Here is a 13968-nt window from a genome sequence, read left to right as displayed (position 1 = left end):
GGCGGGGGCCGGAATGCCGGCCCCCGCCGTACTTCTTACGCCTGCCGCCCCCGCAGGTCCAGGATGCGCTTGATCTTGCCCACCGACCGCTCCAGCGTCTCCGGGTCCACGACCTCCACGGTCACCGAGACGCCGATGCCGTCCTTCACGCCGGTGGCGATGGCACGGGCCGCCGCGTCGCGCTCGGCGGCGGTCGCGTCGGCGCGGGCCTCCGCGCGTACCGTCAGGGCGTCCATGCGTCCCTCGCGGGTCAGCCGGAGCTGGAAGTGCGGGGCGACGCCCGGCGTGCGCAGGACGATCTCCTCGACCTGGGTCGGGAAGAGGTTCACCCCGCGCAGGATCACCATGTCGTCGCTGCGGCCCGTCACCTTCTCCATACGGCGGAAGGCGGGGCGGGCCGTGCCGGGCAGGAGCCGGGTCAGGTCCCGGGTCCGGTAGCGGATCACGGGCATGGCCTCCTTGGTGAGCGAGGTGAACACCAGCTCGCCCTGCTCACCGTCCGGCAGGACCTCCCCGGTGATCGGGTCGACGACCTCCGGATAGAACTGGTCCTCCCAGATGTGCAGCCCGTCCTTCGTCCCGACGCACTCCTGGGCGACGCCCGGTCCCATCACCTCCGACAGGCCGTAGATGTCGACGGCGTCGATGGCGAAGCGCTCCTCGATCTCGCGGCGCATCTCCTCGGTCCACGGCTCGGCGCCGAAGACCCCGACCTTGAGGGACGTGCTGCGCGGGTCGACGCCCTGGCGCTCGAACTCGTCGAGGATCGTCAGCATGTAGGAGGGGGTGACCATGATGACCTCGGGGCGGAAGTCCTGGATCAGCCGCACCTGGCGGGCGGTCATGCCACCGGACGCGGGAATGACCGTGCAGCCGAGCCGCTCGGCGCCGTAGTGCGCGCCGAGCCCGCCCGTGAACAGGCCGTATCCGTACGCGACATGGACCTTGTGGCCGGGCCGGGCGCCCGCCGCGCGCAGGGAGCGCGCCACCATGTCGGCCCACATGGAGAGGTCGTTCTCCGTGTAGCCGACGACGGTGGGCAGGCCCGTGGTGCCGCTGGACGCGTGCAGCCGGCGCACGTCCGTCTCCGGTACGGCGAACATGCCGAACGGGTAGTTGTCCCGCAGGTCGGTCTTCGTGGTGAACGGGAAGCGGGCCAGGTCGGCGAGCGAGCGGCAGTCGTCGGGGTGGACGCCCGCCTTGTCGAAGGACGCGCGGTAGAACGGCACCCGCTCGTACACGCGGCGCAGTGTCGCCCGCAGCCGCTCCAGCTGCTGTGCGTGCAGTTCCTCGGGGGCGAGCTGTTCCCCCGCGTCCAGCAGTTCTGTCATCGTCGACCGCACTCCCGAGCCCTGAGGGCCGACCGTCCGCCCGGATCCACATAATGGGCGAATCGGCCGACCGATCATTCGGTTGATCCGTTCAGGGCCAGTAATTCAAGGGGCGGGGGCAGGCGTCAAGAGGCGGGAGGGACTCAATCGCCGCCGGGTGGCCTCAGGCGCCCCCGTGGACGTAGGGAGTCGTGGTGGTCAGAGCCACGAAGCCGAGGCGCTCCAGGATCGGGCGGCTCATGCTGGAGGCGTCGACCTGGAGATAGCGGAAGCCACGCTCGGCGGCGATGCGCGTACGGAACGCGACGAGGCTGCGGTAGATCCCCCGCCCGCGCCACTCGGCGACGGTGCCGCCGCCCCACAGGCTCGCGAAGTCCGTCCCCGGGTGCGTCTCCATGCGGGCCGCGCTCACCGGCACGTCCCCGGCCAGCGCGAGCACCGCGGGCACGGCGTCCGGGTCCTCGGCCAGCCGGGCGAGGAGCTGGTGCCGGGTGAGGCCGAGACTCCTGCCGAAGGCCTTGTCGTGCACCTCCGACATGAGGTCGACGCCCGCCTCGTCGGTGACGGGGAGGAGCCGGATCCCTTCGGGGGGCGGGACGTCCGTCGGCAGGGCCGCGACCTCGGCGACCAGGAGCGTCTCCACCGGCTCGGAGGCGAATCCGGCGGCTGTGAGCCGCCGCGGAAGGTCGTGCGGCCGGTCGTGTCCGTACACCTTCCACTCGAATTCGCGTCCGAGCTCGGTGAAATGTCGTACCTGGGCGGCGATCGCCGCGTCCGCCGAGCTCTCGTCTAGGTCCGACCACACGACGGCGTTCCAGGAACTGCCCTCGGCACCGGTCTGCCGCACCACGCCGTCCACCCGATCGACCCGCGCGCCGGGGTCGGGCTCGGCGTCCCGCCTCATCTGCCGGTCGAACAGGGACAACACCGCTTGATGATCCATCCGGACACTCCAGCACCGGCGCGTCGGCGCGGCAAACGGTTTGTGCCCCGGTGCCCCGACGTCCCGGAGCGCGGGTGCGTCGCGACGGGAGCGCTCACCGTGTCCGCCGCGACCGTCGCCGTGTCCCGTTACGAACCGTCCGCCGCCACCGCCCGCGCCCACCGGTAGTCCGCCTTGCCGCTGGGTGAGCGCTGGATGCGGTCGGTCAGGACGAGCTGGCGGGGGATCTTGTAGCCCGCGAGGCGGGTGCGGCAGTGGGTCTGGATGTCGTCGAGCGAGGGCTGTGCCGCGCCGTCGCGCAGCTGGACGACCGCGGCGACATGGTTGCCCCACTTCGCGTCGGGCACTCCGGCGACGAGTGCGTCGTACACGTCGGGATGGGACTTGAGGGCCTGCTCGACCTCTTCCGGATACACCTTCTCGCCGCCCGTGTTGATGCACTGCGAGCCGCGCCCGAGGACGGTGACGATGCCCTCCTCGTCGACCGTCGCCATGTCCCCGAGCAGCACCCACCGCTCGTCGCCCTTCTGGAAGAACGTCTCGGCCGTCTTCGCGGGGTCGTTGTAGTAGCCGAGCGGGACGTGCCCGCGCTGGGCGATACGGCCCGGCTCGCCGGGGGCGATCGGCTCGTACGTCGCCGGATCGACCACCTGCGTACGGGAGTTGACCCGAAGACGGAAGCCCTTCTCCGGGCCCGAGTCGTCCGTCGCCGTGCCGTTGAAGCCGGACTCGGAGGAGCCGAAGTTGTTCAGGAGCATCACGTTCGGGACGAGCGCCTCGAACTGCGCGCGCACCGTCTCCGACATGATCGCGCCCGACGACGAGAGGCTGAACATCGACGAGCAGTCGGTGCCCTTCATGGGCCCGTTCAGCGCGTCGATCAGGGGCCGCAGCATCGCGTCCCCGACGAGCGACATGCTCGTCACCTTCTCCTTCTCGACCGTGCGCAGGACCTCTTCGGGTACGAACTTCGTGTGGATGACGAGGCGTTGGCCGAAGTTGAAGCCGATGAAGGCGGTGAGGGTGGAGGTGCCGTGCATCAGGGGAGGCGTGGGGAAGAACGTGATCCCGTCGCCGCCGGCCGCGACGCGCTCGGACAGCTCCTCCGGCCTGCTCACCGGCTCGCCCGTCGGCGCGCCGCCGCCGAGCCCCGAGAAGAACAGGTCCTCCTGGCGCCACATCACGCCCTTGGGCATGCCGGTCGTGCCGCCCGTGTAGATGATGAAGAGGTCGTCGGCCGAGCGCGGCCCGAAGCCGCGCTCCGGCGAACCCGTGGCCTCCGCCTCCGTGAAGTCCACGGCCTTGACGGGCGGCGCGCCGGTCGGCGCGGTCCCCACGCGCACGAGGTGGCGCAGCTTCTCCGTCTGCGGGAGAGCGGCCGCGACGCGTTCGGTGAACTCGGCGTCGAAGACGAGCGCCGCGAGGTCCGCGTCGCGGTAGAGGTAGACCAGCTCCTCCTCCACGTAGCGGTAGTTGACATTGACCGGGACGATCCGCGCCTTGAGGCAGGCCAGCACCGTCTGGAGGTACTCGATGCCGTTGTAGAGGTGCAGGCCCAGGTGTTCGCCGGGGCGGATCCCGCTGTCGATCAGATGGTGGGCGAGCCGGTTGGCCGCCGCGTCGAGTCCGGCGTAGGTGAGCCGGCGCTCCGCGCCCGTGCCGGGATGGTCGATGTGCACGAGCGCCTCGCGGTCCGGGACCACGTCGACGACCGACTCGAACAGGTCGGCAAGGTTGTACTCCACCGCTCCTCCTGACCCAGGCGCCATCTCGATGTGGCCGTCATCTCAGCAGAGCCGCAGGGAACAGGGAAGGGCTCCAGCGCAAGAAATCTGACTGACTGTCAGAAAACTCTTGAACTGGCCACCCGCCTACTGCAACCTGTTCTCGCATCCGAGACGTACGCGGCATCCGAGACGCATCCGAGACGGGAGTACGGCCATGGGTGGCACGGAACACGACGCGGGACACGGGGCGGGTCACGGGACGGAACACCTCACGGTGCGGCGCGAGGGTGCCACCCTCGTCCTCACGCTCAACAGGCCCGAGGCCAAGAACGCGCTCTCCCTGCCGATGCTGGTCGGCCTCTACGACGGATGGGTCGCCGCCGACGAGGACGACTCGGTCCGCTCGGTCGTCCTGACCGGCGCGGGCGGCACGTTCTGCGCCGGCATGGACCTCAAGGCCCTGGCCGGCAAGGGGATGGAGGGAGAGCAGTACCGGGACCGGCTCAAGGCCGACCCCGATCTGCACTGGAAGGCGATGCTGCGCCATCACCGGCCCCGCAAACCCGTGATCGCCGCAGTCGAGGGCTACTGCGTGGCCGGCGGCACGGAGATCCTCCAGGGCACCGACATCCGCGTCGCCGCCGAGACCGCGACCTTCGGCCTCTCCGAGGTGAGGCGCGCCCTCTTCCCGATCGGCGGTTCCACCGTGCGGCTTCAGCGGCAGATCCCGCGCACCCACGCCCTGGAGATGCTGCTGACCGGCAGGCACTACAGCGCGGCCGAGGCCCTCTCCATCGGGCTCATCGGCAGCGTCGTCCCGACCGGCACCGCGCTCGACAGGGCCCTGGAGATCGCCGAGCAGGTCAACGCCTGCGGCCCGCTCGCGGTGGAAGCGGTGAAGGCCTCGGTGTACGAGACCGCCGAGATGACCGAGACCGACGGCCTCAAGTCCGAACTGGAGCGCGGCTGGCCGATCTTCGCCACCGAGGACGCGAAGGAGGGCCCCAGGGCCTTCGCCGAGAAGCGTCCCGCCGTCTACCGGCGCGCGTGAAGTCCTCCGACCGTCAAGGAGTCATGAAGTGCCCGAAGTCCTCAAAGCCCCGCTCGTCGTCGAGTTCCCCTTCACCCGCTCGCTCGGCCCCGTCCAGAGCGCCTTCCTGACCGGCCTGCGCGAACGCACCGTCCTCGGCGTGAAGACCACCGACGGCCTGGTCATGGTCCCGCCCGTCGAGTACGACCCCGTCACCGCCGACGAGCTCCGCGACCTCGTCGAGGTCGAGCCCACCGGCACCGTCACCACCTGGGCATGGAACCCCGAACCCCGCCGCGGCCAGCCCCTCGACACCCCCTTCGCCTGGGTCCTGGTCAAGCTCGACGGCGCGGACACCGGCCTCCTGCACGCCCTCGACGCAGCCGGCCCCGACGCCGTGACCACCGGCATGCGCGTCCGCGTCCGCTGGGCCGCCGAACGCACCGGCGCCATCACCGACATCGCCTGCTTCGAGCCGTACGAGGGGGCGGCGGCGCACACCGAACCCACCGCGCACGACGGGCAGTTCGACGACGCGGTCAGCGGGATCGTCGCCGCGGCCCGTCTCGACTACGTCTACTCGCCGGGCCGCGCCCAGACCGCCTACATCAACGCCCTCGCGGACCGCCGCACCGTCGGAGAACGCTGCCCGTCCTGCCGCAAGGTCTACGTCCCGCCGCGGGGGGCCTGCCCCACCTGCGGCGTCGCCACGACCGACCGGGTCGAGGTCGGCCCGGCCGGCACCGTCACCACCTTCTGCATCGTCAACGTCAAGGCCAAGAACCTCGACATCGAACTGCCCTACGTCTACGCCCACATCGCGCTCGACGGCGCCGACCTCGCGCTGCACGGCCGCATCGCCGGCATCCCGTACGACCAGGTGCGGATGGGCCTCAGGGTCGAGCCGGTGTGGACCGAGGGCGGCCGCTACCCCGACCACTACCGGCCCACCGGCGAACCGGACGCCGACTACGACACGTACAAGGAGCTGGTGTAGATGCGAGAGGTAGCGATCGTCGCCTTCGCGCAGAGCGACCATCTGCGCACCACCGACGAACTCTCCGAGGTCGACATGGTGATGCCGGTGCTGCACCAAGTGCTGGCGCAGACCGGCCTGAAGACCAGCGACATCGGCTTCACCTGCTCAGGCTCCTCCGACTATCTCGCGGGCCGCGCGTTCTCCTTCACCATGACCCTCGACGGCGTGGGCGCCTGGCCGCCGATCTCCGAGTCCCACGTGGAGATGGACGGGGCCTGGGCGATGTACGAGGCCTGGGTGAAGCTCCTCACCGGTGAGGTCGACACGGCCCTCGTGTACTCGTACGGCAAGTCCTCGCCCGGCTCCGTGCGCGATGTGCTCACCCGCCAGCTCGACCCGTACTACGTGGCCCCGCTGTGGCCGGACTCGGTCGCGCTCGCCGCACTCCAGGCGCAGGCCCTCATCGACGCGGGGGAGACCGACGAGCCCGCGCTCGCCGGGATCGCCGCCAGGAGCCGGGAGTCCGCGTCCGCCAACTCCCATGCCCAGGTGAAGGGTTCGGTGCCGCAGGGCGACTACGAGGTGCAGCCGCTGCGCAAGGGCGACTGCCCGCCGGTCGGCGACGGCGCCGTCGCCGTGATCCTGGCCGCCGGTGACAAGGCCCGCGAACTGTGCGAGCGGCCCGCCTGGATCCGCGGCATGGACCACCGCATCGAGGCGCACAGCCTCGGCGTACGCGACCTCACCGACTCCCCGTCCACGCGGCTGGCCGCCGAGCGGGCGGGCGCCTTCGAACGGCCCGTGGACACGGCCGAGTTGCACGCCCCGTTCACCTCGCAGGAGGTCGTCCTGCGCAAGGCGCTCCAGCTCGCCGACGACGTCACCGTGAACCCTTCCGGCGGCGCGCTCGCCGCCAACCCGATCATGGCCGCGGGCCTGCTGCGGATCGGCGAGGCCGCCGCCCGTATCCACCGCGGCGAGTCCGACCGGGCCCTCGCGCACGCCACCTCCGGCCCCTGCCTCCAGCAGAACCTGGTCGCCGTCCTGGAAGGAGACGCCCGATGAGCAGTACAGGGCACGCCACGCACAAGGAACCCGTGGCCGTCGTCGGCATCGGCCAGACCAAGCACGTGGCGGCCCGCAAGGACGTCTCGATCGCCGGCCTCGTCCGCGAGGCGGCGCAACGTGCCCTGGAGGACGCCCAGCTGACCTGGGCCGACATCGACGCCGTGGTGATCGGCAAGGCGCCCGACTTCTTCGAGGGCGTCATGATGCCGGAGCTGTATCTCGCGGACGCCCTCGGCGCGGTGGGCAAACCGATGCTCCGGGTGCACACGGCGGGCTCGGTCGGCGGCTCCACCGCCCTCGTCGCCTCCAACCTCGTGGCGTCCCGGGTCCACAGGACGGTCCTCACCCTCGCCTTCGAAAAGCAGTCCGAGTCCAACGCGATGTGGGGCCTGTCCCTGCCGATCCCCTTCACGCAGCCGCTGCTCGCCGGCGCCGGCGGATTCTTCGCCCCGCACGTCCGCGCGTACATGCGGCGCACCGGAGCGCCCGACCACGTCGGCTCCCTGGTCGCGTACAAGGACCGGCGCAACGCGCTGAAGAACCCCTACGCGCATCTGCACGAGCACGGCATCACCCTGGAGAAGGTCCAGTCCTCGCCGATGCTGTGGGACCCGGTCCGCTACTCCGAGACCTGCCCGTCCTCCGACGGCGCGTGCGCCATGATCCTCACCGACCGTGCGGGCGCGGCCCGTTCACCGCAGCCGCCGGCCTGGATGCACGGTGGCGCGATGCGCAGCGAGCCGACCATGTTCGCGGGCAAGGACTTCGTCTCGCCGCAGGCCGGGAAGGACTGTGCCGCCGATGTCTACCGGCAGGCGGGCATCGCCGACCCGCGCCGCGAGATCGACGCGGTCGAGATGTACGTGCCGTTCTCCTGGTACGAGCCGATGTGGCTGGAGAACCTCGGCTTCGCCGACGAGGGCGGGGGCTGGAAGCTCACGGAATCGGGCGTCACGGAACTCGACGGCGACCTCCCCGTCAACATGTCGGGCGGCGTCCTGTCCACCAATCCCATCGGCGCCTCCGGCATGATCCGCTTCGCGGAGGCCGCGCTCCAGGTCCGTGGGCAGGCCGGGGAACACCAGGTCGACGGTGCCCGGAAGGTCCTCGGGCACGCCTACGGGGGCGGCTCGCAGTTCTTCTCGATGTGGCTCGTCGGGGCTCAGCAGCCCACGTCCTGAACGGCTCGCCGCCGCGGCCTGTCCGCCGCGCGGGCCGATCGCTAGGCTGGCGGGCGGACGACGAACCGGGAGGAGCACGGACGTGGCCGAAAGCACCATCGAGCAGCACACGCTCGCGGGTTGGGACAAGCCGGACCTCGATCTGAGTGCCGCGGACTGGCATTCGAGCAGCAAGGGGCGCGGCGACGTCCAGATCGCCTTCGTCGAAGGCTTCATCGCGATGCGCAACGGCGGCAGTCCCCAGAATCCGTCCCTGATCTTCACGCCCGCGGAATGGGGGGCGTTCGTGCTGGGGGCACGCGAGGGGGAGTTCGACCTGACCTGAGCCGGTCCGGCCTGACCCGAGCCGCGGTCAGGTGATGTTTCCGGCTTTTCTGACGACATGTGACGTTCGGCCCTGCCCCTTGGTCCCGGTGTGCGCGAGGCTGGGGGCAGGAACAGTCGCTCTTGCCGGGGCCGTCGACACCGTGCCCCGGTGTCGGAGGTTGGACATGAGTACCCCGCGCCCCCTGCCCGTCGTGGCCGCCGTCGACGGATCCGAAGACAGCCTCCGTGCCCTGGAATGGGCACTGACGGAAGCGGGCAGGCGCGGGGCCACCGCGCGGATCGCCCATGTGCGCCAGTACGGCCCCTGGACTCAGCGCGGGGTACCGGCGTCCGGCCGGCCGGAGCCGGCGGGCGACGCGGTCCTCGACGAGGTGCGCGCCACCCTGACCGGTCGAGACGATCTGCCCCCGGTCGAATACGTGACCTTGGAGGGCGCTCCGGCGGCCGTCCTGGCCGAACTCGGCTCCGAGGCTGAGCTGTTGGTCCTCGGCTCGCGCGGGCGCGGCGGCTTCGCCAGTCTGCTGCTCGGTTCGAACGGTGTGGCCGCGGCGCGGGACGCCGCCTGCCCCGTCGTCGTGGTCCCCAGGCCCGGACGCGCCGTGCACGGTGACGACGACGTACCGCCCGGACCGCGCGTGGTCGTCGGCGTCGAGGTGGACGAGCCCGACGACACCGTCCTCGCCTTCGCCTTCGAGGAGGCCGACCGGGGCGGGGCACGGCTCCAGGTGATCGCGGCGTTCCCGTGGCCGGTGCTCGCCTGGACGACCTTCGGCGACTTCACGCCCACGACCGTCGACCAGGAAGCGGCCGAGAGCGAGACCCTGACCCTGGTGAACGCCGCCGTGGCGCCCTTCCGCAAGGCGCACCCCGATGTCGAGGTCGACCTGTACGTGGCGCCGGGCGACGCGGCCGGGCACCTCGTCGAGAACTCCCGCGAGGCCGGCCTCGTGGTCGTGGGCCGCCACCGGCGCCGCCTCACGCGCCCCGCGCCGATGCTCGGCACGGTGACCATGGCCGTACTGCTGCACGCGGCGAGCCCGGTCGCGGTGGTGCCGCCGGCGCCTGAGGACACGCCCTAGAAGATCGGGTGGCTCAGTACAGCACAGCGCACCCACGCGCCGTGAGTGTCTCGCGCAGCGCGGGCGGCACGTGTACGCCGTTCCACCTCAGGTCCAGCTTCTCCAGCGCGGGCAGCGAGGCGATCCAGCCCGGCAGCTCGCGCAGCCGGTTGGACCGCAGGTCGAGCCGGCGCAGCAGCGGAAGGCCGCGCAGGGATCCGGGTACCTCGGTGAAGGCGTTCTCCCGCAGTTCGAGTTCCCGCAGCTCACGCAGGTGCCGTACGGAATCGGGGAGGGCGGTGAGCCGGTTGCCGCGCAGCCACAGCTCGCGCAGCGCCCCCAGGCCGCCGATCGATTCGGGGAGCCCGGCGAGGGTGGCGTGCTGGGCGCGCAGCTCCACGAGGCCCGTCATCGAGCCGATCGATTCGGGGAGACCGGCGAGGGGATTCTCGCCGACGTTCAGATAGGCCAGCCGCGACAGCCTGCCGAGCGATTCCGGGAGCGCGGTGAGCGCGTTGTCGTGCAGGTAGAGGAAACGGGTCAGGCCCGTCAGGTCGCCGAGCGTGTCCGGGACCGAGGTGAGGCGGTTGTGCCCGAGATCGAGGGTGTGCAGATGGGAGAGCGATCCGATGCGCGGGGGAATCCGGGTGAGCGCGTTGTCGGGCAGGAGGAGAACCTCGAGGCGGGGGTGATCCCACACCTCGTCCGGCACGTAACTCAGACCCGCCCGCCAGTACGAGAGCACCGCCGGCCTCCCTCCGGAGGTCTGGACCCCCGGCCAGGGATCTAATGGATGCGCGGGACCTTATCATTAGTACCATGCGCGACATCAGCACAGGCCCGCACGCCACACCGCTCGCCCTGGACCTCGCCCTCACCATCCGCCATGACGGGCACGGCGGTGTCACCGACGACCTCGAGCGGCCCGAAGCGCTGACGGCCTGGGTGCGGGAGCACGCCGAGGCGCTGCCGGACACCGCCGGGTTCGAAGCGGACGCGGCGGCGCTCGCCGAGGTGCGCGAGGTGCGGGCCGCCGTCCGCGCACTGTTCGCCCGCGCCGTGCGCCCCGGCGAGCCGAGCCCGGCGGACGCCCGCCGGCTGCTGCCCGTGGGCGAGGCGGTGCGGCGGCTCAACGCGGCGGCTGCGCTCGCCCCTACCGTCCCCGTCCTCACCTGGGACGACGGCGCCACCCCCCTCCTGCGTCAGGAGGCACGCACCCCGGCGCCCGCTGCCGACCTGCTCACAGCGGCCCTGGCCCGCGCCGCGGTCGGCTTCCTCGCGAGCGACGACCGCGAACGGCTGCGCGCCTGCCACGCCCCGCGTTGCGTGCGCTACTTCCTCAAGGACCATCCCCGTCAGGAGTGGTGCAAGCCGTCCTGCGGCAACCGTGCCCGGGTCGCCCGGCATCACGAGCGGCACCGCGCGGAGGCCGGACGGGACTGAACTCGCCACGGGGGGACAGCCGTTGAACACCATCACCGGCGTACGCCCGGGCCGTCGTCCCCGGCCGGTTGCACACCCATGAGCAGACCGGACCGTCCGGGCGGGAACCCCCGATGCCCCGGGAACCGCCCGCGCCGGCCCGCTGGGGACGCCGTCGGGGCCGCGGCCCCCGCGCCGCGGAGCGCCCCGGTGCACGTACCATTGCGGCATGTCCTTCCTCCGCCGACGCAGCTCCGCCACACCCGCGGGTCCTGACTTCGATGTCCTCGCCATGGACCCGGGCGACTGGCCGGGCAATCTCGGCGCGGGCCTGCTGCCCGCCCCCGACGGCAGCTGCCAGGGCGTCTTCCTGCGCTACGACCTGTTCGGCGGCCGCGGCCCCGCGATGATCATCGGGAACCTGCCCGAGGGCTCCTCGGCCCGCGAGACCGCCGAGGGCGAGATCCCCTTCGAGGTCGCCCAGCTCCTCCTCGCGCTGGAGAACGACGAGGAGGTCACCGTCGTCGGCACCGAGGACGTCCCGGTGATGCAGGGCGACAACCTCCTCATCGTGCGCCGCCTCAAGCTCTCCGAGAGCCGTATCTCCTGCGTGCAGTTCGACCGCAGCGACAACGTCCTCGTGACCATCGCGGCCTGGGACCGGCCCATCACGGACGACCTCTACGCGCTCCTGAAGCCGCTGCCCCCGGAGCTGTTCCAGCAGGCCTGAGCCATGAGAACCGGCCGGGCCCGGACCTGCCCCCACGGCAGTTCCGGGCCCGGCCGAGTCAGGTGACCTCAGGCGCCCGACGGCAGCACCTGTACGTCGGCGGCCCGCACGTACGCCACCCGGTGACCGAACTGGATCTCGTAGTAGACGTCCTTGCCGCGCACCACCCGGTGCGACGTCGTGTCGAAGGTCGGCGAGTAGAAGTACTCACCTGTCGTCCTGCCACCCGCGACGTACCGCTGCCCCGCGAGCAGCTTGTACGGCAGCGGGGAGACCGCCTGCGGGGTGATGTCCGCCGGGTACGCCTCCTTCTCGGGGTAGGCGCGCCCGTACACCGGGACGTCGGTGCGGCCGGCCTTCGGGGCGACGACCAGGCCCGCCGCGTCCACGGCCGTGGGCTGCTTCTTCGGGTTCTTGAACCAGGCCTTCTGGCCGAGGTACCAGACCGCCGTCCAGTCGCCCTTGCGCTCCGCGACCGCGTACTGCTGGCCGGTCGACAGGCGTGCGCCCATGTCGTTCACGTCGGTCGTGGAGTCCTCGCCGCCGGGCCGCAGCCCGATGTCCTTGATCAGCGGCGCGTCCTCGCTGGGCGCGGTGTACACCCGTACGGCGCCGGAGCCGTGCGTGGCGCAGGTCTCGCCCGCCTTGACGCAGCCCGTGTACACGGGCTTGTTCCTGGCGAAGTCGGGGGCCACGGTCACGAGGCCGCCCTTCGGGCCGGCGGTCGCCTTGAACGGCTTGCCCATCAGCGCGAAGTAGTGCGCCCAGTCCCAGTACGGACCCGGGTCCGTGTGCATGCTCTTGATCCCGGCCGTCGTCGTCCCCGGCACGTTGTCATGGCCGAGGATGTGCTGCCGGTCAAGCGGGATGTCGTACTTCTTCGCCAGGTACTTCACCAGGCGCGACGACGCGCGGTACATCTCCTCCGTGTACCAGGAGTCCGGCTCGGCGAGGAATCCCTCGTGCTCCAGGCCCACGGACTTGGCGTTGACGTACCAGTTGCCCGCGTGCCAGCCGACGTCCTTGGCCTTCACGTGCTGGGCGATGTGCCCGTCCGTGGAGCGCAGCGAGTAGTGCCAGGCCAGATAGGTCTTGTCCTGCACCAGCTGAAGCGTCGTGTCCCACGTCGCCTCGGTGTCGTGGATGACGATGTAGTCGATGCTCTGGTCGTTCGGCCGGTCGGCGAGGTCGTGGTTGCCGTAGTCGCCGTCCCCGAACTCCTCGTAGGGCGCCGGGATCCACTCGCACGACACGGTCGGCGGGCACTCGGTGCCGCTCTCGTCGGACTTCCGCAGACCCATGCTCCGCACCTGCGCCGCGTCGGGCTTCAGGCTGCGGTCGGCCGCGAGCTCCACGCGCTGTCCGGAGTCCGTGGTGCGCCGCTCGCCGTCGTGGATCACGGCGAACACGTCGTTCGCGTACGTCGCGGCCGTGGCGGTGTCGTCGGCGCCGGAGAACTTCGCGATCGCTCCGTACCAGTCGGCCGGGTCGGAGCTGAGGGGCTTGCCGAGGGACTTCTGCGCCGCGGCGAGCAGGGCGGCGCCGCCGCGCACGTTGGCCGCGGGGTCGGAGCGCAGCTGGTCGGCGGGGATGCCGCTGAGCTCGGCTGCGCGCGTCAACGACTTGAGGCGGGCCGGGAGCTGGGAGTTCTGCGGCACCTTCGCCTTCGGGGTGAGCGCCGGCCGTGACGTGTCACCGCGCGGGTCGCCCTCGGCCTCGCTGTGCGCGGCCGCACCGGCGAGCGCGGCGCGGGCGTCCGTGAGGTGCATGGGGCCGTAGCCGCCGGTGACGCTGGGCGCACCGGCGTGCGTGTCCCACCGGGACTGGAGGTAGGAGACGCCGAGCAGGACGCTCTGGGGCACCCGGTACTCGGCCGCCGCGGTCGCGAACGCGTGCTGGAGCCCCGCGTTCGTCGCCTCCTGGGCCTCACTCGGAGGCGCGGCGCCGAGGAGGGGGAGCAGCAGGGCCGCCGTCGCGAGCGTCCCCGCCGCCCGGACCGCCTGGTTCGTGCGTCTGCGGGCGGCCGGCGAGCGGTCGCTGGTGGTCGAGGGCAAAGCGGCCTCCTGGGAACGGTCCTGGGACAGGTGAGCTCGACGGGTGTGCGGGGGCGATCGTGGGTCAGTGGTATCGGCTTGCCGACGATCCGTCAATCATGCTCAGGGCAAGGGATTT

At 71.5% G+C, this 13968-nt stretch carries 13 protein-coding genes; 8 read left to right on the top strand and 5 right to left on the bottom strand.

Annotated elements, in window-relative coordinates; all coding sequences use genetic code 11:
• Positions 1-35: 35 nt before the first annotated feature.
• The 3 genes from paaK to LGI35_RS07690 all read right to left on the bottom strand — a co-directional run bounded on the left by paaK (position 36) and on the right by LGI35_RS07690 (position 4019).
• Positions 36-1331, bottom strand: coding sequence for a phenylacetate--CoA ligase PaaK (gene paaK / locus LGI35_RS07700; protein ID WP_227293148.1), 1296 nt, complete (start codon positions 1329-1331; stop codon positions 36-38).
• Between the two features lie 163 nt (positions 1332-1494).
• Positions 1495-2274: a GNAT family N-acetyltransferase gene (locus LGI35_RS07695; protein WP_227293147.1), complete on the bottom strand. Its 780-nt coding sequence runs from the start codon at positions 2272-2274 to the stop codon at positions 1495-1497.
• A 128-nt stretch (positions 2275-2402) separates the two neighbouring features.
• Positions 2403-4019: an acyl-CoA synthetase gene (locus LGI35_RS07690; protein WP_227293146.1), complete on the bottom strand. Its 1617-nt coding sequence runs from the start codon at positions 4017-4019 to the stop codon at positions 2403-2405.
• Positions 4020-4215: 196 nt separating this feature from the next.
• Here LGI35_RS07690 and LGI35_RS07685 point away from each other — a divergent pair, with 196 nt between their 5' ends.
• The 6 genes from LGI35_RS07685 (at position 4216) to LGI35_RS07660 (ending at position 9665) form a co-directional block, all read left to right on the top strand.
• Entirely contained in the window at positions 4216-5052 is an 837-nt protein-coding gene (locus LGI35_RS07685) for a crotonase/enoyl-CoA hydratase family protein (RefSeq protein WP_227293145.1), read from the top strand.
• A gap of 28 nt (positions 5053-5080) precedes the next feature.
• Positions 5081-6028, top strand: a complete 948-nt coding sequence (locus LGI35_RS07680; protein WP_227293144.1) for a Zn-ribbon domain-containing OB-fold protein — start codon at positions 5081-5083, stop codon at positions 6026-6028.
• Positions 6029-7075 carry a thiolase domain-containing protein gene (locus LGI35_RS07675; protein WP_227293143.1) on the top strand — a complete coding sequence of 349 codons (1047 nt, stop codon included), beginning with the start codon at positions 6029-6031 and terminating at the stop codon, positions 7073-7075.
• Positions 7072-8259: a thiolase domain-containing protein gene (locus tag LGI35_RS07670; RefSeq protein WP_227293142.1), complete on the top strand. Its 1188-nt coding sequence runs from the start codon at positions 7072-7074 to the stop codon at positions 8257-8259. Before LGI35_RS07675 ends, LGI35_RS07670 begins: the two co-directional genes overlap by 4 nt.
• A gap of 82 nt (positions 8260-8341) precedes the next feature.
• On the top strand, positions 8342-8584 hold the full coding sequence (locus LGI35_RS07665) for a DUF397 domain-containing protein (RefSeq protein WP_116500600.1): 243 nt from the start codon (positions 8342-8344) through the stop codon (positions 8582-8584).
• Between the two features lie 166 nt (positions 8585-8750).
• Entirely contained in the window at positions 8751-9665 is a 915-nt protein-coding gene (locus tag LGI35_RS07660) for a universal stress protein (protein WP_227293141.1), read from the top strand.
• Between the two features lie 13 nt (positions 9666-9678).
• Here LGI35_RS07660 and LGI35_RS07655 read toward each other — a convergent pair whose 3' ends face one another.
• Positions 9679-10389: a leucine-rich repeat domain-containing protein gene (locus LGI35_RS07655; protein ID WP_227293140.1), complete on the bottom strand. Its 711-nt coding sequence runs from the start codon at positions 10387-10389 to the stop codon at positions 9679-9681.
• 74 nt (positions 10390-10463) lie between these two features.
• Here LGI35_RS07655 and LGI35_RS07650 point away from each other — a divergent pair, with 74 nt between their 5' ends.
• Positions 10464-11087, top strand: coding sequence for a CGNR zinc finger domain-containing protein (locus LGI35_RS07650; protein WP_227293139.1), 624 nt, complete (start codon positions 10464-10466; stop codon positions 11085-11087).
• A gap of 208 nt (positions 11088-11295) precedes the next feature.
• Positions 11296-11796 (top strand): hypothetical protein, encoded by a 501-nt coding sequence (locus LGI35_RS07645; protein WP_100594650.1) that lies wholly within the window; start codon positions 11296-11298, stop codon positions 11794-11796.
• Positions 11797-11864: 68 nt separating this feature from the next.
• Here the strand turns inward: LGI35_RS07645 and LGI35_RS07640 are convergent, their stop codons facing one another.
• Positions 11865-13850: an N-acetylmuramoyl-L-alanine amidase gene (locus LGI35_RS07640; RefSeq protein WP_376691503.1), complete on the bottom strand. Its 1986-nt coding sequence runs from the start codon at positions 13848-13850 to the stop codon at positions 11865-11867.
• Positions 13851-13968: the final 118 nt, after the last annotated feature.

Source organism: Streptomyces longhuiensis (assembly GCF_020616555.1).
Classification (GTDB): Bacteria; Actinomycetota; Actinomycetes; order Streptomycetales; family Streptomycetaceae; genus Streptomyces; species Streptomyces longhuiensis.
The sequence above is the reverse complement of the archived record's forward strand: the minus strand, read 5'-3'. Positions and strand labels throughout refer to the sequence as shown.